At 35.7% G+C, this 20,806-nt stretch carries 21 protein-coding genes; 8 read left to right on the forward strand and 13 right to left on the reverse strand.

Annotation, left to right across the window (positions count from 1 at the left end; all coding sequences use genetic code 11):
* The first annotated feature begins 105 nt into the window (after window positions 1-105).
* The gene (locus tag AACP56_RS16185) at window positions 106-2,748 is read left to right on the forward strand and encodes a valine--tRNA ligase (RefSeq protein ID WP_339338392.1); all 2,643 of its coding nucleotides are present in this window, start codon (window positions 106-108) and stop codon (window positions 2,746-2,748) included.
* Here AACP56_RS16185 and AACP56_RS16190 read toward each other — a convergent pair whose 3' ends face one another.
* On the reverse strand, window positions 2,749-3,579 hold the full coding sequence (locus tag AACP56_RS16190; protein WP_339338394.1) for a DMT family transporter: 831 nt from the start codon (window positions 3,577-3,579) through the stop codon (window positions 2,749-2,751). It abuts the gene before it with no gap.
* 104 nt (window positions 3,580-3,683) lie between these two features.
* Here AACP56_RS16190 and AACP56_RS16195 point away from each other — a divergent pair, with 104 nt between their 5' ends.
* The 5 genes from AACP56_RS16195 (at window position 3,684) to AACP56_RS16215 (ending at window position 8,952) form a co-directional block, all read left to right on the forward strand.
* Window positions 3,684-4,199, forward strand: coding sequence for a hypothetical protein (locus tag AACP56_RS16195; RefSeq protein ID WP_339338396.1), 516 nt, complete (start codon window positions 3,684-3,686; stop codon window positions 4,197-4,199).
* A 102-nt stretch (window positions 4,200-4,301) separates the two neighbouring features.
* Window positions 4,302-5,690, forward strand: a complete 1,389-nt coding sequence (locus tag AACP56_RS16200) for a Gfo/Idh/MocA family protein (protein ID WP_339338398.1) — start codon at window positions 4,302-4,304, stop codon at window positions 5,688-5,690.
* Between the two features lie 3 nt (window positions 5,691-5,693).
* On the forward strand, window positions 5,694-6,746 hold the full coding sequence (locus AACP56_RS16205) for a mevalonate kinase family protein (protein ID WP_339338400.1): 1,053 nt from the start codon (window positions 5,694-5,696) through the stop codon (window positions 6,744-6,746).
* On the forward strand, window positions 6,743-7,576 hold the full coding sequence (locus AACP56_RS16210; RefSeq protein WP_339338402.1) for a sugar phosphate nucleotidyltransferase: 834 nt from the start codon (window positions 6,743-6,745) through the stop codon (window positions 7,574-7,576). Before AACP56_RS16205 ends, AACP56_RS16210 begins: the two co-directional genes overlap by 4 nt.
* Before the next feature lie 107 nt (window positions 7,577-7,683).
* Window positions 7,684-8,952, forward strand: a complete 1,269-nt coding sequence (locus tag AACP56_RS16215; protein WP_339338404.1) for a sterol desaturase family protein — start codon at window positions 7,684-7,686, stop codon at window positions 8,950-8,952.
* Here AACP56_RS16215 and AACP56_RS16220 read toward each other — a convergent pair.
* The 6 genes from AACP56_RS16220 to rsfS are packed head-to-tail and all read right to left on the reverse strand — an operon-like array spanning window position 8,949 to window position 13,671.
* Window positions 8,949-9,212: an acyl-CoA-binding protein gene (locus tag AACP56_RS16220; RefSeq protein WP_339338406.1), complete on the reverse strand. Its 264-nt coding sequence runs from the start codon at window positions 9,210-9,212 to the stop codon at window positions 8,949-8,951. The genes AACP56_RS16215 and AACP56_RS16220 overlap by 4 nt on opposite strands.
* The gene (locus AACP56_RS16225; protein ID WP_339338408.1) at window positions 9,205-9,870 is read right to left on the reverse strand and encodes a phosphatidylserine decarboxylase family protein; all 666 of its coding nucleotides are present in this window, start codon (window positions 9,868-9,870) and stop codon (window positions 9,205-9,207) included. Before AACP56_RS16225 ends, AACP56_RS16220 begins: the two co-directional genes overlap by 8 nt.
* Window positions 9,860-10,663, reverse strand: coding sequence for a phosphatidate cytidylyltransferase (locus AACP56_RS16230; protein ID WP_339338410.1), 804 nt, complete (start codon window positions 10,661-10,663; stop codon window positions 9,860-9,862). Before AACP56_RS16230 ends, AACP56_RS16225 begins: the two co-directional genes overlap by 11 nt.
* Before the next feature lie 4 nt (window positions 10,664-10,667).
* Window positions 10,668-11,276 carry an LUD domain-containing protein gene (locus AACP56_RS16235; RefSeq protein WP_339338412.1) on the reverse strand — a complete coding sequence of 203 codons (609 nt, stop codon included), beginning with the start codon at window positions 11,274-11,276 and terminating at the stop codon, window positions 10,668-10,670.
* Window positions 11,277-11,311: 35 nt separating this feature from the next.
* Window positions 11,312-13,288 carry an ATP-dependent zinc metalloprotease FtsH gene (gene ftsH, locus AACP56_RS16240; RefSeq protein WP_339338414.1) on the reverse strand — a complete coding sequence of 659 codons (1,977 nt, stop codon included), beginning with the start codon at window positions 13,286-13,288 and terminating at the stop codon, window positions 11,312-11,314.
* 5 nt (window positions 13,289-13,293) lie between these two features.
* Entirely contained in the window at window positions 13,294-13,671 is a 378-nt protein-coding gene (rsfS, locus tag AACP56_RS16245; protein WP_339338416.1) for a ribosome silencing factor, read from the reverse strand.
* 95 nt (window positions 13,672-13,766) lie between these two features.
* Between rsfS and AACP56_RS16250 the strand changes: the two genes are divergently transcribed.
* Entirely contained in the window at window positions 13,767-14,486 is a 720-nt protein-coding gene (locus tag AACP56_RS16250; protein WP_339338418.1) for a biotin--[acetyl-CoA-carboxylase] ligase, read from the forward strand.
* On the opposite strand, the gene AACP56_RS16255 is transcribed toward AACP56_RS16250, so the two are convergent.
* Together AACP56_RS16255 and pyrE are read right to left on the reverse strand one after the other, a co-directional pair.
* Window positions 14,480-14,878, reverse strand: a complete 399-nt coding sequence (locus AACP56_RS16255) for an SRPBCC family protein (protein WP_339338420.1) — start codon at window positions 14,876-14,878, stop codon at window positions 14,480-14,482. The genes AACP56_RS16250 and AACP56_RS16255 overlap by 7 nt on opposite strands.
* A gap of 4 nt (window positions 14,879-14,882) precedes the next feature.
* Window positions 14,883-15,524, reverse strand: coding sequence for an orotate phosphoribosyltransferase (pyrE, locus tag AACP56_RS16260; RefSeq protein ID WP_339338422.1), 642 nt, complete (start codon window positions 15,522-15,524; stop codon window positions 14,883-14,885).
* A 7-nt stretch (window positions 15,525-15,531) separates the two neighbouring features.
* On the opposite strand from pyrE, the gene AACP56_RS16265 reads away from it, so the two are divergent.
* Window positions 15,532-16,128: an NUDIX hydrolase gene (locus tag AACP56_RS16265; protein WP_339338424.1), complete on the forward strand. Its 597-nt coding sequence runs from the start codon at window positions 15,532-15,534 to the stop codon at window positions 16,126-16,128.
* Here AACP56_RS16265 and AACP56_RS16270 read toward each other — a convergent pair.
* From AACP56_RS16270 to coaD, 4 genes are all read right to left on the reverse strand, one after another.
* Entirely contained in the window at window positions 16,117-17,889 is a 1,773-nt protein-coding gene (locus AACP56_RS16270) for a M14 family metallopeptidase (RefSeq protein ID WP_339338426.1), read from the reverse strand. The genes AACP56_RS16265 and AACP56_RS16270 overlap by 12 nt on opposite strands.
* 58 nt (window positions 17,890-17,947) lie before the next feature.
* The gene (locus tag AACP56_RS16275) at window positions 17,948-18,361 is read right to left on the reverse strand and encodes a response regulator (RefSeq protein WP_339338428.1); all 414 of its coding nucleotides are present in this window, start codon (window positions 18,359-18,361) and stop codon (window positions 17,948-17,950) included.
* Complete coding sequence (locus AACP56_RS16280; RefSeq protein ID WP_339338430.1) at window positions 18,348-20,123, reverse strand: sensor histidine kinase; 1,776 nt, start codon at window positions 20,121-20,123, stop codon at window positions 18,348-18,350. Before AACP56_RS16280 ends, AACP56_RS16275 begins: the two co-directional genes overlap by 14 nt.
* A 222-nt stretch (window positions 20,124-20,345) precedes the next feature.
* On the reverse strand, window positions 20,346-20,804 hold the full coding sequence (gene coaD, locus AACP56_RS16285) for a pantetheine-phosphate adenylyltransferase (RefSeq protein ID WP_339338432.1): 459 nt from the start codon (window positions 20,802-20,804) through the stop codon (window positions 20,346-20,348).
* Window positions 20,805-20,806 lie beyond the last annotated feature (2 nt).

Consider the following 20,806-nt stretch of genomic DNA (forward strand, 5'->3'; position numbering starts at 1 on the left):
GTATTTCTAGAATTGGCATTTGGTCGAAGAATGGTAAAATTTAACATCACTTTTCGCATCAAAATTCCAATTCAGCATTGATTAGACAAAAACTGTACCGTAAATATGGAGATTCCATCTAAATATGATTCCAAAAAAGTAGAAGGACACTGGTATGACTACTGGATGAAGCATGATTTTTTTAGTTCAAAACCAGATCATAGAGAGCCTTATACAATTGTAATACCTCCACCAAATGTTACAGGAGTCCTGCACATGGGGCATATGCTGAACAATACGATACAGGATGTATTAATTCGTAAAGCGAGATTAGAGGGTAAAAATGCTTGTTGGGTGCCAGGTATGGACCACGCTTCTATAGCTACAGAGGCTAAAGTAGTGGCCAAACTAAAAGAAGAGGGTATCCAAAAATCAGATTTAACCCGTGAGGAGTTTCTAAAACATGCTTGGGACTGGACAGATGAGTATGGAGGTGTAATCTTAGGGCAATTGAAGAAATTGGGCTGTTCTTGTGATTGGAGTAGAACAAAGTTTACTATGGATGACGATATGTCAGCTTCAGTAATCAAAGTTTTTATTGATTTGTTTAATAAAGGATTGATTTACAGGGGGTTTAGAATGGTAAATTGGGACCCTGAAGCTCAAACCACGCTTTCAGATGAGGAAGTGAATTATGAAGAAAGGCAAGGGCTTTTGTACTATTTGGCGTATCAAATTGAAGGTTCCGATGAAAAAGTGACTATTGCCACAACTCGTCCAGAAACTATTTTAGGTGACACTGCTATTTGTATTAACCCAAATGATGAAAGATACACTCATCTGAGAGGTAAAAATGCTATAGTGCCTATTTGTAATCGGGTTATCCCCATTATTGAAGATGAATATGTTGATATTGAGTTTGGAACTGGGTGCTTAAAAGTAACTCCAGCGCATGACGAGAATGATAAAAACCTTGGAGAAAAGCACAAACTCGAAGTAATAGACATTTTTAACCCAGATGCGAGTCTAAACTCTTTTGGTCTAAATTATAAGGGCAAGGACCGTTTTGTGGTTCGGAAAGAAATTGCGAAAGAGTTAGAGGAAAAGGGGTTTTTGATAAAAACAGAACAACACATCAATAAAGTTGGTACTTCAGAACGTACCAAAGCTGTAATAGAGCCTAGACTTTCTGACCAGTGGTTTTTAAAAATGGAAGGTTTGGCAAAACCAGCTATAGATGCTGTTTTGAAAAATGGCGAGGTGAAGTTGTTTCCTAAAAAGTTCGAAAATACCTATCGTCACTGGATGGAGAATATTCGCGATTGGAATATTTCACGTCAATTATGGTGGGGACAGCAAATACCCGCGTATTACTATGGAGATGGAAAGAATGATTTTGTTGTTGCTGAGAATATACATGAAGCGCTAAAATTAGCTCAAGAAGCAGTTATTTCTAGCGGAAGTGAGAAATCTATCACCCTAGAAGACCTACGCCAAGATGATGATGTCTTAGATACTTGGTTTTCCTCTTGGTTATGGCCAATTAGTGTCTTTGGAGGTATACTTGACCCCGATAATGAGGAAGTAAACTATTATTATCCCACAAATGATTTAATTACGGGTCCAGATATTTTATTTTTTTGGGTGGCACGAATGATTGTTGCCGGATATGAGTTCCGCAATGAAAGACCTTATGAAAATGTCTATTTGACTGGGCTGGTAAGGGATAAACAACGCCGTAAGATGTCAAAATCACTGGGGAATTCACCCGATGCTTTAAAATTGATTGAAGAATATGGTGCAGATGGTGTAAGGGTTGGACTGTTGCTAAGCTCTGCGGCAGGTAACGATTTAATGTTTGATGAGGCTTTGTGCCAACAAGGAAAGAATTTTGCCAATAAAATCTGGAACGCCTTTAGATTGGTAAAAGGTTGGGAAGTAGCAGATATAGAACAGCCCGAAGCTGCCAAAATAGGAATTGAATGGTACACTGCTAAGTTCAATCAGACTTTAGCGGAAATTGAAGATCATTACAGTAAATACCGAATTTCTGATGCTTTAATGGCGATGTACAAGTTGGTTTGGGATGATTTCTGTTCCTGGTTTTTGGAAATAGTGAAACCAGCCTATCAACAGCCAATAGATAAGAAAACTTTGGCATCGGTTATTCATTTGTTTGAAAAGAACTTAAGAATACTACACCCGTTTATGCCATTTTTAAGTGAAGAGGTGTGGCAACATATGGCAAAGCGTAGCTCAGAAGAGGCACTTTGTATTGCAAACTGGCCTCAAAAGGTTTCTTTTGATGCGGAATTGGTTGCCGAGTTTGAATTTGCTGCTGAGATAATCTCTGGAATCCGAAATATTAGAAAAGAGAAGAATATTCCCAATAAAGATGCCTTAGAGTTGATGGAGTTAAAGTCAGATGACACTTCTTCTAGATTTAATGCTGTAATCACCAAGTTGGGAAATATCAACAGTATTACAGAGGTCAGTGCTGCGGTAGACGGAGCCTTAAGTTTTAGAGTAAAGAGCAATGAATACTTTATTCCAATGACTGGGGCCATTGATGTGGAAGTTGAAATAGCCAAGCTAGAGGAGGAGCTAAAGTATACAAAAGGCTTTTTACAGTCTGTTGAAAAGAAACTATCCAATGAGCGCTTTTTAAACAATGCCCCTGAAAAAGTAGTGGAAATGGAGCGTAAAAAGGTGGCTGATGCTGAAGCTAAAATTGAGACCTTGGAAAAGAGTTTGGCAAGTTTGTCATAACTAATTTCTTTTCACCAAAGTATTTGCAACTAGTCCTCCAATAATCAAAAGGAGGCCTAAAAAGCTCCAAAAGGTATAGTTGTCATTAAACCAAAAAACACCAATGGCAATAGTGAAGATGACTTCGGTATATTTTATGGGGGCTACGACATTTGTAGGTGCTGCCTGGAACGCTTTGGTCATGTAAACTTGTCCAAAGTATCCAAAGACACCTAAACTACCCAATAAGACCCAATCCCATCCTTGGGGTTGTATCCAATTGAAAATACAGATAAGACCACCTATTACAGTAGAGAAAAACATAAAATAGTTTACCACTACTACAGGATGATCGGCTTTGCCAATCTTTCGTATTAAAATATAGACTAGACCGGTAAAAAGGGAAGCGGTAATCACTAAAGCCATACCAGTATTACTTACATTGCTGTCAAATCCCTTTAAAATTAAGACACCTGCAAATGCCATTAAAAAAAAGAACAATTGGATTGGTTTTAGTTTTTCCTTCAAAAGGAAAACAGCAAAAATAGCTGCAAATATTGGAGCAATATAACGCAGGGAAACTGCTGTTCCAATAGGTAAATGCTTAAAAGAGAGAAAAAATAAACTCATAGAAATAAGCCCGGCTATTGCCCTTAAAGACAATAACTTTCTTTGGTTTCCCAATACTGGAATTTTATGATGAATTAAATAGGTGGTTGCAAAAACAAATGAGGTTATAGACCTAAAAAATACTAATTGGAACCCGGGAATATGGTCCAAGTATTTTATGAAAGCATTCATTAATGAAAATGAGGCTGTACTCAATACCATAAAAAAGAATGCTTTCTTCACAGAGGTAAATAAGCGTACAAAGCTAAACTATTGTACAGGAATTCTAATTTTCTCTTGTATATAAATCACAAAAGACTTTTCTTTGTTTAAAATCATTCTAAATAATGTCAAGACAAGGAGAGTTTTCCAATAAAATGAGGATTTATCATCGCTATTTAGGTTTCTTTTTAGCTGGAATAATGGGGGTTTATGCTATCAGTGGTATCGTTCTAATTTTTAGAAAAACCGATTATCTCAAAGTAGAGGTCATCAATGAAAAACAAGTAGCGGCTAACTTAAGTGCAGAAGAATTGGGGAAGGCCATCAAAATTAAAGGGCTGAATTTTACCTCAAAAGAAGGAGCCTTGGCTCATTTTGATAAAGGTTCCTATAATGCTACAACTGGTGAAGTAAGCTACATGACCAAAAAATTACCATTGGTATTGGATAAAATGACCCACATGCATAAGGCAACTACCAAGGATCCATTATTTTTCTTAAATATTTTCTTTGGAGTGGCATTACTTTTCTTTGTGGTTTCTGCCTTTTGGATGTTTTTGCCAGGAAGTACTCTGTTTAAGAAAGGGCTTTACTTTGCTGCTGGTGGAGTAGTTCTAACATTACTAATGTTATTGATTTAAAAACTATTGTGGCCCTAGGTCTGTAGTAGTTGACTAAGGCTTAACGGTATGTCTTCTTAGTGTTTCGCATTTTGATTATCTTTCTTTTTCAATATTTAATCAATGTCAAAACTAAATAGACGTCGTTTTCTTCAAAAAACGTCATTATCCGCTGCGGCTGTTTCTTTAACCCCCAGTTTTTTAAAATCCAATACAGAAAGACCATTTAAATCATCCTATATGGGAGATTTTGCTGCTCCCAAGTTAGAAACAGTTAGGGCCGCATTTATTGGAGTTGGCGCGCGTGGCGGTGACCATCTAAAGTTTCTTGCAGCTTTGCCAAATACAGAAGTAGTTGCAATTTGTGATGTTTACAAAGATTTAGTAAAAGAAAAAATTGGTTGGGTACGTGAAGTTGCGAATGAAGGCAGACACCAAAATATAGCAGAATATTCTGGTGATGAGAATCAATGGAGGGTAATGCTGAAAGAGATAAAACCAGATGTGGTCTTTATTGCAACCAATTGGCAAAATCATGCTCCAATGGCGATTGAGAGTATGGAGCAAGGGGCGCATGCTTTTGTTGAGGTTCCTATTGCTGTCACTATTTCAGAGATGTGGGATATTGTGGATGTTTCAGAGCGTACAAAAAAGCACTGCATGATGTTGGAGAATGTAAATTATAGTAGGGACGAACTACTGTTTTTAAATATGTGCAGGCAAGGTGTTATTGGCGAGTTATTGCACGGGGAAGCAGCCTATATCCACGAGTTACGATGGCAAATGGAAGAACAAGAAAGAGGAACGGGTTCATGGCGTACGCACCATTATGCCAATAGAAATGGCAACCTTTATCCTACACATGGCTTAGGACCTGTTGCTCAATATATGAATTTGGGTAGGGGAGAAGACACCTTTAAAAGTTTGGTTTCTTACTCTACCCCTGCAAGGGGAAGAACAGCCCATGCAGCTAAAAATTATCCTGAAGACCATAAATGGAACGCTTTGGATTTTAGGGGTGGGGATTTAAATACTTCAATCCTTAAAACAGCTTTGGGGAGAACCATTATGATACAATGGGACGAGACCAGTCCCAGACCATACACTAGACTCAATCTAATACAAGGCACCAAGGGTGTTTTGGCCGGTTTCCCAACCCGTGTGGCATTAGAGGGCGGAGTAGAAGGCATCACAAAAAACCATCATTCATGGGTGCAAGGGGAACAGCTACAGGTACTCTACGAGAAATATGACCATCCACTATATAAAAGACTAAATCAAGCTGCTAAAGGCAGTGGCCATGGCGGTATGGATGGTATCATGGTATATAGGATTGTTGAATGTTTACAGAAGGGCCTTCCTTTGGACCAGAATGTATATGAGGGCTGTTTTTGGAGTGCAGTTGCGCCTTTAAGTGAGCGTTCCGTTGCCAGTGATGGTAATCCACAACCATTTCCAGATTTTACTAGGGGCAACTGGAAAACTACGAAACCACTTTCTGTAGTCAGCTAGCGAATGATTACTATAAAAGTTCCTGCGAGAATATGCTTTTTTGGAGATCATCAAGATTATTTAGGTCTGCCCGTCATCGCTGGTGCCATTGACCGCTTTATTAACTTGAAAGGAACTAAGAATACAGAGCAAAAGTTCAATATCAATCTGCAGGATATTGGAACTCATATCTCTTTAAGACTGGATGATGTCTCAACCCAAGTTGCTGATGGGGATTATTTTCGCTCCGGGATGGCACTATTGAAAAAGCAAGGATTGGAGTTTCAACAAGGTTATGACATTTCCATATCTGGAAACATTCCAATCAATGCAGGTTTGTCCAGTTCATCTGCCCTAGTGGTTACTTGGATCAAGTTTTTAATTGCAGTACAAGAAACCGCTTTTACATTTAAGGATACTCAAATAGGACAGCTAGCTTATGAGGCAGAAGTGGTTTATTTTAAGCAACCAGGAGGCTTAATGGATCAATATACCATAGCTCAAAGAGGAATGCTTTACATTCATACTCAAAGTGGTGAAAGTAATTCTTTAAGCTCAAAAATAGGAACAATCATAGTTGCGGAATCAAGCATAAAAAAACAAACGCTTGAAGTTTTAAAAAATGCAAAAGAATATGCCTTACAGATTATTGCAACGGTTAAAGAGCACGATTCCAGTTTTGATATCTCAGAGTCTTCCGTAGAGGATTATCAAAGGTATTTGCATATTGTTCCAGAGGAGTACCGAGCGTATTGGTACGCAAGTATTTTTAATTTTGATATCACCAAAAAAGCAAAGCAAGAATTTAAGAAGGATAGCCCAGATGTAGAAAAAATAGGAATCTTAATGAACCAGCACCAAGGAATTTTACAGAATCAGATACAGAACACACCGTCAAAAATGATAAAAATGATGGATAAAGCCTGTAAGAGTGGAGCATACGGTGCTAAAATTATTGGCTCTGGAGGAGGAGGGTGTATGGTGGCCTTAACGGATGAAAACTCAAAAAGTAAAGTGATTGAAGCTTTTTTAGATGCAGGAGCAGTAAAAGCTTATGAAGTAAAAATTTATATATGAAAAATGAAAGCTTGGTCATATTGGCTGGGGGTGCCTCTTCTAGAATGAAGAAAAGTTTAAGTGCCACTTCTTTGGATGGGGAAACTTTGCAAATAGCTAAAAAACTACATAAATCCCTTATTCCAGTTGGAAAGGACAAACGTCCTTTATTGTATTATTTGTTGAAGAATGCTCTTGCTGCCCAGATTAAGAGAGTTTATATAATTACTTCTGTAGAAAATGGTGCTTTCAAAGAATTTGCAAAAAAAATTGATGGAGTCGTAAATATAGATTTTGCAGTACAATATATACCTGAAAATCGAGAAAAACCCTTGGGAACGGCAGATGCCTTGCAACAGTGTTTAGAGCAATATCCCGATTTATTAAAAGAACGCTTTACAGTCTGTAATGGTGATAACCTATATTCCACTGGAGCTTTTATGGATTTGAAAAAGGATAGGGAAGCTCCAAATGCACTAATAAGTTACAGTAGTGAAGGATTAAAGTTTTCTAGGGAACGTATTGCAAAATTTGCTTTAATGCATATTGACGCAGGTGGATTTTTGCAGGACATTGTGGAAAAACCCAAAGAAGATGAATTGGATGCGTACAGAGATGCCAATGGAATTTTAAGGGTTAGCATGAATATCTTTAATTTTTCAGGTGAGGTTATTTATCCCTACTTGAAAAATTGTAAGCTTGACCCCATTCGTAATGAAAAAGAGCTGCCCAAAGCAGTTTGTAATTTGGTGCATGAATCTTCCAAAAGTGTCCTCTGCTATCCAAGAACTGAGCATATTCCAGATTTAACTGATGCTAACGATATTGAAAAGTTTATCACTCCTGACTAACTTTTCCGATGAGCTGGTAAGGTCTCCCGTTCTAATTCCCCACAGAAATAGTTTGTTTTAAGAAATTTGAATACGTGGGTTTTGTAAAGCTTTTTTATATTTAAGCTATGGAAACCTATGCTGCTGCGTTACTTTATGCAATCCCCTTTTTTACTGGGTTAGTACTTGTTGAGGTTCTTTATGGAGCTTTAATAAAAAATCAGAAGCATAACGTAATGGATACGGTGAGTAGCTTAAGTTCTGGACTCACTAATATCATTAAAGATTCTTTAGGATTGGTTTTGGTGTTGGTAAGCTATCCATTTTTAGTGGAAAATCTGTCCCTTTTTAAGATAGAAGCATCCTGGTTTATTTGGGTAGTTGCATTCATAGCTATTGATTTTGCAGGTTATTGGAACCATCGTTTGAGCCATCACGTGAATATTTTTTGGAACCAACACGTTATTCACCATAGTAGTGAAGAATTTAATTTGGCATGTGCTTTACGGCAATCCATTTCTAATGTTGTTGGTTATTTTGCACTGTTATTAATTCCGGCAGCTATATTGGGAGTTCCTAACGAAGTTATTGCTGTTTTAGCACCAATACATCTTTTTGCTCAATTCTGGTACCATACCCAACATATTGGAAAGCTTGGCTGGCTGGAACATATTATTGTCACCCCTTCTCAGCATAGGGTTCATCATGCTATAAATCCTGAGTATATAGATAAAAACTTGGGTCAGATTTTATGTGTTTGGGATAGGTGGTTTGGAACATTTCAGGAAGAATTGGATGAGGTGCCACCACAATACGGTGTTTTAAAACCAGCAGCTACTTGGAACCCTATTTTGATTAATTTTCAGCATTTTTGGCAATTGTTAAAAGATGCTTGGCGTACCAAAAATGTATGGGATAAATTCCGTATTTGGTTTATGCCAACAGGTTGGAGACCCAAGGATGTGGCTGAACAACATCTGGTTTTGACAATTAAGGATGTTTATAATTTCAACAGATACAAGCCTAAAAGTTCATTGGCACTTAAGGGGTATTCCATTTTTCAGTTGCTTTTCAACACAGGATTGCTCTTATTCATGCTTTATAATTATTCAGAAATCAGTTTTAACGGATTATTAGTTTTCAGTGCTGTTGTGTTTGTTGGCATTTTCAGCTACACCAGTTTAATGGATAGAAAATCATATACCATTTGGATTGAAGTACTAAGAAGTATTGCAGGTTTGTTAATAGTATTTTTTACTGGAGACTGGTTTGGATTGAACTCATACCTACCTCTAGGTAGCTATGTAATTGCTGCTTATTTCTTGATAGGAGTCTTGTGTAGCTTTTATTTCACTTATCTTGAGGAAGAACGGCAATCTAGTTCGATGGTTACTTAGGACTTTCTAATTGAGTTGTTAACCAATTCAATATACTTTTTCATTGCCTCTTTTCTACTGATATTCTTGGCCTGTATGAGTGCATTTGCTTTAAATGCATTAATCAATGGAGTTTTGCTACCAGGGTTGTTAAAGTTTTTATTAGCTATTTTATAATAAGCATATAATTTGAGCAACAAATCAGCGGGTAAGGGTTCAGAATAGTTGTTTACAAATTCAACCGCTTCCTTAAACTCCTTATTTATTTTCTCACTAGCCATTGTCACTTTTAACGGTAGCTATGCATGTTTTTGCCCCAACTACTTTTTGATTTAGGTCGACGTTTATATCTGCATCTAAGGGGAGAAATAAATCGACTCTAGACCCAAATTTAATAAAACCTGCATCTTCTCCTTGGGTCACTTGTTCCCCTTCCTCAGCATAGTTCACAATTCTCCTAGCCATCGCACCTGCAATTTGTCTATATAGGATTTCCCCAAATTTTGGTGTACGGATAACTACTGTTGTACGTTCGTTCTCTGTACTGGATTTTGGATGCCAAGCGACTAGATATTTTCCAGGATGGTATTTAGAATAAGTAATTGTTCCACTGGAAGCATATCTTGTCACATGAACATTCAATGGTGACATAAAAATAGATACTTGTTTCCTTTTCTCATTAAAATATTCATTTTCTTCAACCTCCTCTATAACTACAACCTTCCCATCTACTGGGGCTAAGATTTCATTAAAGTTTGGGGTTACCAAACGTTTAGGATTTCGGAAAAATTGAAGAATCAATATCAGAAATATAAGGGCGGTCAACTGTAATAAAACCCTTAACCAAAAAACATCAATGTAAAATTGAGATGCCAGCACTATTGCAGCTACAATAAAAAAAGAAGTGAGAATTATTGTTTGGCCTTCTTTATGAAACATATGTAAACAAATTTAAAGTCAAATAAGCAAAAGGAGCGGCAAAAACCAAGCTATCCAATCTATCTAGCATTCCACCATGCCCTGGAAGTATCGCACCACTATCTTTAACTCCTGCCATGCGCTTAAATTTTGATTCCAATAAGTCTCCCAGACCACCTGTTATGACAATTACAGCAGCTAAAATTAACCATTGATTTAGACTTAAAGTAGTTTCATACTTTGCTAGAAAATACGCGGCAATCAATGCAAAAAATAACCCCCCCAATGAACCTTCTATAGTTTTTTTTGGAGAGACTGCTGAATATAGTTTTGTTCTGCCCAAAGTTTTACCCACTAAATATGCAAAAGTATCACTTACCCAAACTAAAATGAATATTCCCATTATTAAAAATTTGGCAAAACTATCATCTTTATATGGAATCATAGTCAAGAAAATACAACCACCGCCAATATAGAATAGCGCTACAATAAACTTTTGAACTGTTGTGAATGATTTTTCTTTTTTAGAAAAAAGAAATACCAATAAGGCCATATTAATGGTTATGGTGAAAAGCATCAATAACGTAATTAATGTCTTGTCCGATACCAAATAGATATACGCCCACCATAATGCCAAATATGCAATGAAAATATAATATCCCTTTAAACGTGTCAATCTTTTAAATTCATAAAGACAGGCAAGTCCAAAAACCATAAAAAGAAAATCAAACGCATCCGAATTCAAAAAAATGGCTGAAAGTAATAGTACTACATATAGAATTCCGGTCAGGGCTCTTCTTAAAACTTCTTTCATTTATCTAGTAGTCTTCTAGAAGTAAAAGATATACATTTTTGGAAGCACTACCGTAAGAAAGAAAATCATTTTTATTTTCGGCGGTCAATTGAAAGTGCTTTAGGGTGGTAATATTATCTGGTATTTTCTTTGCGTATTTCTTTTTGATAATTTTTAGAGCCTCACTTATGGAATCTACCAATTGACTTGTAGTTGCAAAAACAATAAGGTTTGAGGGGAGTTCGTTCAATTTCTTTTCTTCTATTTGATTTGAACAGACCAAAATAGAACCGTTATGCGCAATTAAGTGTTCGCACGTTGTGAAGAAAACGTCACTATCTTTTCTCTTGTTGGTGAAAAGCATTTTTTCTTTGGAAAAACGACTCTCCAACCTTTTATCAATGCAATAAAAGAATTTATTGCTCCACTCGTTTTCTGAAATGATATTGGCTAATGCAGTTTGTATTTCGGAGAAGTTTTCGCAATAAATGAATTTACCACCATTTTTTTTAAAGTATATGGTGAACTTTTCATCGACAGGAATTTTAAGGTCGGGCATATGTTCGCCTCTAGTTTCCGTGGTCTCCTTAGAAACTTTTTTACCTCCTCCAAAAAGTTTACCAAATACTCCCATTATTTGGGTTAAAACAAATTATCTTAAGCGTAAATCTATTTGCTTTCTTCTTCTTCACTAGCTGCAACTTTAGTCTCTTCATCTACTAAAGCAGCTTTTTCAAATGGTCTTTTTCCAAAGATTTTCTCTAAATCATCCTTAAAAATAACCTCTTTTTCTAAAAGGCGTTCAGCGAGAGCTGTTAATTTATCTTTGTTGTCCTTTAGTAGGCTAACCGCACGTTTATATTGCTCTTCAATGATTTTGGAAATTTCTTCATCAATTTTTTGAGCGGTCTCTTCACTATAAGGCTTAGTGAAACCATATTCATTTTGACCAGAAGAATCGTAATATGTAATATTTCCTAGTTCCTCATTTAAACCATATATGGTAACCATCGCACGAGCTTGCTTGGTTACTTTTTCAAGGTCACTTAAAGCACCGGTAGAAATTTTATTGAATATCACTTTTTCAGCAGCACGCCCACCCATAGTGGCACACATTTCATCTAACATTTGGTCTGGACGAACAATCAATCTTTCTTCAGGCAAATACCATGCAGCACCCAAGGATTGACCACGAGGGACAATAGTTACTTTTACTAAAGGTGCGGCATGTTCCAACATCCAACTTACCGTTGCATGACCAGCTTCGTGAAACGCAATTGTTTTTTTCTCTTCTTGGGTAATAATTTTATTTTTCTTTTCAAGCCCGCCAACAATTCTGTCCACTGCATCTAAAAAGTCTTGTTTGTTTACAGCTTTCTTCTCTTTTCTAGCAGCAATTAGTGCAGCTTCGTTACAAACATTTGCAATGTCGGCACCAGAAAAACCTGGAGTTTGTTTGGCAAGGAAATCCAAATCCAATGTTTCAGATGTTTTTATTGGGCGAAGGTGTACTTCAAAAATTTCTTTTCTTTCCCTGATATCTGGTAAATCTACATAGATTTGACGATCAAAACGACCGGCACGCATTAAGGCTTTGTCCAAAACATCTGCACGGTTGGTAGCTGCCACTACTATAACATTTGTATTGGTGCCAAAACCATCCATCTCGGTCAATAGTTGATTTAAGGTGTTTTCACGTTCATCGTTGGAACCAGTAAAATTATTTTTGCCTCTGGCACGGCCAATAGCATCAATTTCATCTATAAATATTATTGCGGGCGATTTGTCTTTCGCCTGCTTAAACAAATCTCTAACCCTAGAAGCACCAACACCAACAAACATTTCTACAAAATCTGACCCAGATAGAGAGAAGAAAGGTACTTTTGCTTCTCCAGCAACAGCCTTTGCCAAAAGGGTCTTACCAGTTCCCGGAGGTCCTACCAAAAGTGCACCCTTTGGTATTTTTCCACCCAAAGAAGTATATTTATCGGGATTCTTTAAGAATTCTACAATTTCCTGTACTTCCTCTTTTGCACCTTCAAGACCAGCTACGTCTTTAAACGAAGTCCTGGTATCCGTTTTTTCATCAAAAAGTTTGGCTTTTGATTTCCCAATGTTAAATATTTGTCCTCCAGCACCACCACCAGCACCGCCAGACATTCTTCTCATTAAGTATATCCAAATCCCTATGATTAGAATAAACGGTAATATGAACGACAAGACATCACCGATATAGTTTTGCTCAGTGTCAAATTCTACGATGGTCTCAAGACTGTTCTCTGCCTTAATCTCGTCAATTTCATTCTGAAAAATTTGTAAATCACCATACTCCAATATGTATTGTGGAACAATGCCTGAATATGGAATCAGTGGCTTTTCATTCACCTTGGCATGGACTTGCTTCTGCAGTGCGGCTTCGGTTAAAAACACTTTTGCCTGACCTAAGTTTTTAATGACGATAATCTTTTTGATATCGCCATTTCTTAGGTACTCTTGTAATTCTGAAGTAGTTGTTTTTTCGGTACTAGAAAAAGCACTACTGCCTATGAATTGAAAGCCGATAATAAGTGCTAACACTATTCCGTAAATCCACCATGAACTAAAACGAGGTTTCTTGGGGGTATTTGTATTGTTGTCTTTTGCCATTTTTTCTATTGATTATAGCTACTCTCTACTAGGGTTACTTTAGCGTCTCCCCATAAGCCTTCAATGTCGTAGAAGTCCCTAATATGTTTTTGAAATACATGTACCACTACATTAACGTAATCCATTAAGACCCATTCTGCATTTTCAGAACCTTCTACGTGCCAGGGTTTATCTTTAATTGCTTTACTTACCGTCTTTTGTACTGAAGATACGATTGCGTTGACGTGCGTGTTGGATGTACCATTGCAAATAATAAAGTAGTCACAAACTGTATTTTCTATTTCCCTCAAGTCAAGTAGGTTTATATCTACTCCCTTTACTTCTTCTATTCCGTGTAATATTAAGGATATTAGTTCATCTGCGCTAGCTTTGTTTTTCTGCATTCAAAAATTTTAGGTTTCTACAAAGTTATTGTTTTTTTGTTTTGTCGCACTGCGTTTTTAACATTACATTCAGTATTAATATTTCATGCGTACAAATGCCAATAATCAAACTTGATGCCACGGACTCCACTAATCTCTATTTAAAGAAATTGGTTCTGTCCCAACCGATAGAGGATTTTACCGTAGTATCTGCCGAATTACAACAAAAAGGGAGGGGACAGATGGGCACAGAATGGAGTTCTCAAAAGGGTAAAAACCTTACCTTCAGCATATTAAAGAGACTTAATGATTTTCAGGTCCAAAACCAGTTTGACCTAAACTGTATAGTTTCATTGGCAGTTTACAATGTTTTAAACGAGTTAACGGTACCAAATTTAAGTGTAAAATGGCCTAACGACATTCTGTCAGGAAATCAAAAAATATGCGGGATATTAATTGAAAATATTTTAAAAGGAAAATTAATCCACTCATCCGTCATAGGAATTGGAATCAATGTGAACCAAACAGATTTTGGAACTATAGAAAAAGCTACATCATTAAAATTAGTATTTGGGGCTAATTTTAATTTGGATGAACTATTAGAAATGCTTTTGGCTAAGCTGAAATTTTACTTTTCTTCACCCCATGAGAATTTAAGGGATGACTACATAAAAAAAATGTACAGAAAGGATAAAGCTTCCACATTTAAAAATGCTAAAAACGAAAAATTCACCGGTATTATCAGAGGGGTTGATTCTACAGGTCTATTAATAGTTGAATTGGAAGATGAAGTAATTAAGAAATTTGGTTTTAAAGAGATAAGCTTACTTTATTGACCAATTTTGTCCATATTGCTAGATAAAGTATCCATGAATTTTGTGATGGGACTTTTTATCATCATAGCCATCATTGCATTAAATTCCCCTTCAAAACTTAGACTTACCTCAGTTTCATTTTCTGCAATAGAATTAATGTCGGCAGTAAGGGTGAATGGCAATTTGTCACTAGCTGCACCAAGGATTACTTTTTCATTGGGATGTTGTTCTTTTAATCTAAGGACTATTTCTGGCATTCCACTTAATGCAAACTTAAAAGTGTTTTCATCCAAAACCTCAAACTTATCAATATTTTCAGGCATTAAGACCTCAAAGTTTTTTACATCGATAAGAAAGTCAAATACTTCGTTATCACTTTTGTGAACAATTTTTTTATTCGTTTCTATATGCATTAAGTTATGGTTTCCATTGCGCAGGATTTGTTTTCCATTGCAATAAGGTTTGTAAATTTTCTTCTTTTATATAACTGGTTTCAGACGCTTGATGAATTAAATGCTCATAATCGCTCAAAGTATTTAAAGCTACATTTTCCTTTTCGAAGTTTTCAGTAGCAATTTCAAAGCCGTAAGTAAAAATCGCAACCATACCCCTAACATTGGCACCTGCATCTTTAAGTGCTCTTACAGCATTTAAGCTGCTTTTTCCAGTACTTATCAAATCTTCGATAACCACAACATTTTGTCCAGATTCCAAATGGCCCTCAACTTGATTTTGTCTGCCATGAGATTTAGGTTCTGGTCTCACATAGATAAAAGGCAGCCCTAAAGCTTCTGCAACTAATATACCAATACCAATGGCGCCAGTAGCTACCCCAGCTATAACATCAGGTTTTCCATATAGAGATTCAACCTGTTTCGCCATTTCTTCTCTGACAAAATTTCTGATTTGTGGAAATGAAAGAATTATTCTGTTATCACAATAGATAGGTGACCGCCAACCAGAAGCCCATGTAAATGGATTTTCTGGTTTCAACTTTATTGCATTAATTTGTAGCAATAGCTCAGCCGTTTTCTTAGCGCTGTTCTTGTCTAAAATCATTGCGCAAATGTATAAAGTTTTTGTTAATGAATCTCCACTGATTTTAACAAATAAACGACCGGATAATAGTGTTGGAAACGTTTTTTTAATGGAGGATGATTCTATTAATTATGCAATTACGGCTTTGTCCAAAAAGAAACTCGATACCGCTTATATTTATGACCCAACTGAGGAGATTTTAGAAAAGTTCAGTATGAAAATTCCATTGGTAGTGGCTGCTGGCGGAATGGTGAGAAATCCTAAGGGAAAGGTACTCTTTATTTACAGGAACGATAAATGGGATTTGCCAAAAGGAAAATTGGATAAGGGCGAATCTATTGAAAAAGCTGCTATACGTGAGGTAGAAGAAGAAACAGGGGTAAAGGAATTGGTCATAAAAAACTATCTAAAGACTACATACCATATTTTTAAGAGAAATGGTGAATACCGGTTAAAAAAAGTAGTTTGGTTTGATATGACAACCTCTTATTCTGGTAAGTTGGTCGCCCAAAAAGAAGAGGGAATCACAAAAGTGAAATGGAAGGGGTCTAAAAAGATAGCAAAAGCCTTAAAGAACTCATACCTTAATATTAAGCTGCTTTTTGAAGACGAATCAATCTTTTAGAATACCTTCAGCTGGACTTTCCTTTAAAATTCGAAATACAGGATATTGCATATGTGCATCCTCATAGTATTTAGATTGTTTAAAAACCCAATCCAATTGTGCATACCAGTTTTTAGCAAATTGCTCCTCATTTTCTTTCTTTAAGAGAAAGCTGTTTCTTAGTTCTTCATTTTCTTTGAGCAATTTTAAAGCTTCATCTTCAAATACATAGGGAGAAAACCCTTCTTTTTGTTGTAACACAGTATCAAAAAAGTTCCAGTTGAAAAACGAATCCGGTGCCTGAGGTTCCAGTGTTTCAAGTAAATATCGTATTCCATATTGATTACTTGGCACTACCAAATCACCTTTAGAAAAAGTAAGCTCTTTTTTAGAACTACTTACTTTTGTGTTATAATGTAAATAATGCCCTTCGTAGGCACTTTTTCTAGTGTCATACGTTTCAATTCTATAACTTTCTACGGTAAGGGTAGTATCCTTTTCGAGTTCGAAAAACTCAATTTTATTAGTTGATAATCTGTCTTTAACTGTATTCCAACCTTTTTTGAAAATATAGGCTGCGGGAATTTCAACAGTATCTTTTGGAATAAAATAATTCTGGTAGGTTACTTCTTTTGTAAAGGGCATGCCTCTATTATATTTCAGCCTTGGTAAACCTGTTACTTTACTTATTAGAGTATCTACTTTATAACCTTTAAAATTTAATGTACTACTCTTGGTAGTGTCTATTTGCCAATTTAAATAATAGTTTTTGGCATTGGCGATTTCTGAAAATCTGTCTTTTCTAAATTCCTTAATGGTTTCCGTACCCCAATCTGTAACAAAAAGAATCGCTGAAAGAAACGCATAAGTACCTTCAACTCTTTTCTTATATGGTTTAAGCATGTGTGTCTCTAGCATCATACCCATAGTATTCCATAAAGTGGTATAACCTGTAGAATACCTGGGTGAGTCTAAAAATTGTGAAAATCCAGTTTCTGGAGGTTTATTAAAAACGTTTACATAAGGCGTTATATCCCAGCCTTCTTTTTTCAGTTTTCTCTCCAGTTCTGGTCTAAAATTTCTATTAAAATAGCTGCCGATACTTCCTCCAAGTTTATTGTGTTGGGTAAATAAATGGGTTAGAGTATATTGATAATCAGCACCATTGCTAACATGGTTGTCTATAAAAATATCTGGTTTTATAAGATGAAAGATTTCTGCAAATGACTTAGCATTTTTAGTATCCATCTTAATAAAATCCCTGTTTAGGTCATAGTTTTGTGCATTTCCTCGAAATCCATAAGAAATAGGTCCATTTTGATTGGCCCTAGTGGTTGAATTTCGATTTAAGGCACCACCAATATTATAAATAGGGATAGTGGTTATCACCATATTTGATGGTTTTTCAAGCGTGCCATCAGCTAAATCACGAAATAATAGCATGGTAGCATCTATACCGTCACTTTCGCCTGGGTGTATTCCATTGTTAATTAGTAGGAGTAGTTTATCTTCCCTTATTTTCTCAAAATTAAAATTGCCATCCGCATTAAAGGTAACTATGTGTAGAGGATAACCACTGTCCGTATTTCCAATGGATTGTATGTTGATTTCTGGGTATTCTTTCGCTAAACTGCGATAGAATTCTATAGTTTCTATATAGGTAGCAGTTTCTTTACCTTCAGACTGTTCAAAAACGGTTTTAAAAGAAGCCTTTTTTTCTTCTTGCGTTGTTTCGCAAGAAAAGAAGAGTAAAAGTAATACGAGAAAAAAGTAATTTTTCATTACCGTTTTTTAATTTGAACATTATTAAATTCAAACCAAAAGTAAGTAAAACTTATTTCTACGAAGCCATATCCATTTTATGCAAATCCTTTAATTCAATTTTGTAGATGGGTTTGTTTACAAAGTCTATATAATGATGTGTTTTTTTCCTGAATGATAGCCATTTTTCACGATCATTTGGATCTATAGAGGAAGTAATAATGTTGATGAGAATTCTCTCTTTAATATCCAATTGCGTAAACTCTTCTAAGAATCCCCATCCGTCTAGTATTGGCATATTTATGTCCAAAAAAATAACTTCTGGCAACACATTTCCATTTTTAATGCGATCTGAAATTTCATTTAAAGCAGTTTGTCCGTTTTTAAACTCTAAAACAGTGCTCTTTTCAGTAATTTTTGATAACATTTTTCGCATTCCAAATAACATTATGGAATCGTCATCTACCACAAAAATGTTTTTAATATCCTTCATCAAAATATACTTTAAATGTAGTCCCGAAATCTACCTCACTACAAGCGATGATATTTCCACCCATAGCTTCAATTTGGTTTTTGGTAATATATAATCCAATACCTCTTGCATCCTCATTATCATGGAATGTTTTATACATCCCAAATAGCTTATCACCGTTTTTATTTAAATCTATTCCAATACCATTATCTTCAATACTAAACACGACCTTACCAGCTTCTCTTTGTGCAGTTACGGTAATCATTGGAGTTCTATTAGGATGCTTGTATTTTACGGCATTGGTCAACAAGTTTAAAACAATACTATCAATGTAGGCTGGGATGCCGTGAACATTTAGGTCTGCAGGAATTTGATTTTTAAATTCTACCTGATTTTTTTTGAATAAGGCGATAAGGTTTTCATGGACAGATTCAAATGATTTTTTTAGATTGATAGCCTCTCTGGTAACACTGGTATTGGTGTTTATTTTTACTACTTCATTTAAATTGTCCAACGTACTCAATAGATTGTCCGAAGCCTTAGAAAGCATTGCTATGATTCTATTTTTTTCTTCCTCCTCATGCTCTTTGGTTAAGAACTCCAATAACATGGAAAAGTTAGAAGTATGTGACCTAAGATTATGAGATACGATATGGGCAAAGTTTACTAGTTTTTTGTTCTGAACAGAAGTGACATCAATCAATCTTCTTAATTCACCTTCTTTTTGCTTAAGATTAGATATATCAATACTTATACCTATCAACGCATAAGCTTTACCATACATATCTAAAAGAGGAATTTTAGAGGTTAGGAAAGTGGTTTTCCTACCATCTTTTCTTGTACTTATCGTTTCCTTCCCTAAAATTGGTTGTAAAGTCTTTAATATCTGTAAATCCTCTTCTCTAGAAATTTGAGCAACATCTTTTTCATACAAGTCAAAGTCGGATTTTCCAATAAGTTCTTTTGGGTTACTAACTCCCAAATACTCACATTCAGCTCTGTTCACTAAAATTTTCCGAGAATTCTCATCTTTTATAAATACATTCAAGGGTAGGTTATCTACTAATGTGTGTAAAAGTTGTTCGCTCTCAGTAACTTTTAGTTCTGTTTTTACTTGTTCATCGATATCTTGAAAAGTGCCTAACAGCTTGGTGATTTTGCCATCTTTAAAAAAGGGCTTTCCGGAAGAGAGTATCCATCGTTCATTCCCCTTTGCGGTAATGATCTGAAGCCTTTCTTGAAAACTCATGCCATCAGTAATTGCTCTGTGAACCAACATTGATATTCTGTTTTGACTATGGCCTTGTTTATAAAACTCAATTGCAGTTTCAACCTCTGGATTGTACTCCTCTGAAACCTCATGTATTTTTTTGGTCATTTTTGACCAAGAAAGTATGTTTTGCTCTAAGTCATATTCCCATGTGCCTACTTTAGAGATCTCTGACTTTGTTTCTAGTAATGTATTTAATTTTTCTATTTGGATTTCATTCTCCACAGACTTGCATATAGCTTGTGCAGTAATTATCGCTCCATTTATTTTATCCTTTTCTTCATAAAATGGTTTAAAACCCCATTCGATATACTTTTCCACTTCAGTGCTCCCTATCTTAGAGCGATAGCCCAATTCCTTACCTTCAGAAATGCACTTTAATAGTAGGTCTAGCCACTCATTTTTGCTTTTGAAGTATTCAAGTTTTCTTCTATCGGATATTGAATCATCCAAAAATGAAAATAGGTCTATCCATCCCTTAGAAATACAGATAGGTTCTAATTTTTTATCCAAAATTATAGTTGGGGTAGGTAACTGCCGAATTATACTGTGATAAACACTGTTGTCTTTTTGGCTAATCTTATTTGGGATGTAGATATCGATAAGTTTTAAATAAGTAATTTCCTACTAAAGTATGTGTTCAATAAGATTTGAAGTAGATATTGTTGTGAACCGACTCTATTTTGTTGTAAATGTAAGAAAATACTTAAAATAGATGATTTTGTTAGGATTTATCTATTCTCTAACTACTACCGTATCTGGTACCAAAACGGAATAATCACCACCGTTCCGTATCACATCACGAACAATAGAAGAGCTAATGTAAGATTTGCCAGAGGAGGTTAGCAAAAACACAGTTTCTATCTCGGAAAGATGTCTATTTGTGTGGGCAATAGCTTTTTCAAATTCAAAATCCCCGGGATTTCTTAATCCTCTCAAAATAAAATTCGCTTCAATTTTTTTGCAAAAGTCTATAGTTAAACCTTGGTAGGTAACCACCTTTATTTTTGGCTCATCTTTAAATGCCTCTTCTATGAACCTTTTTCGGTCTTCTAGGGAAAACATATACTTTTTATCTGCATTGATTCCTATTGCAATATAAAGTTCATCAAAAAGGGTGATACCTCTTTTAATGATGTCATAATGGCCAAGGGTAAGAGGGTCAAAAGAACCAGGAAATATTGCTCGCCTCATTT

The organism is Croceitalea sp. MTPC6 (genome assembly GCF_036985525.1).
GTDB lineage: Bacteria > Bacteroidota > Bacteroidia > Flavobacteriales > Flavobacteriaceae > Croceitalea.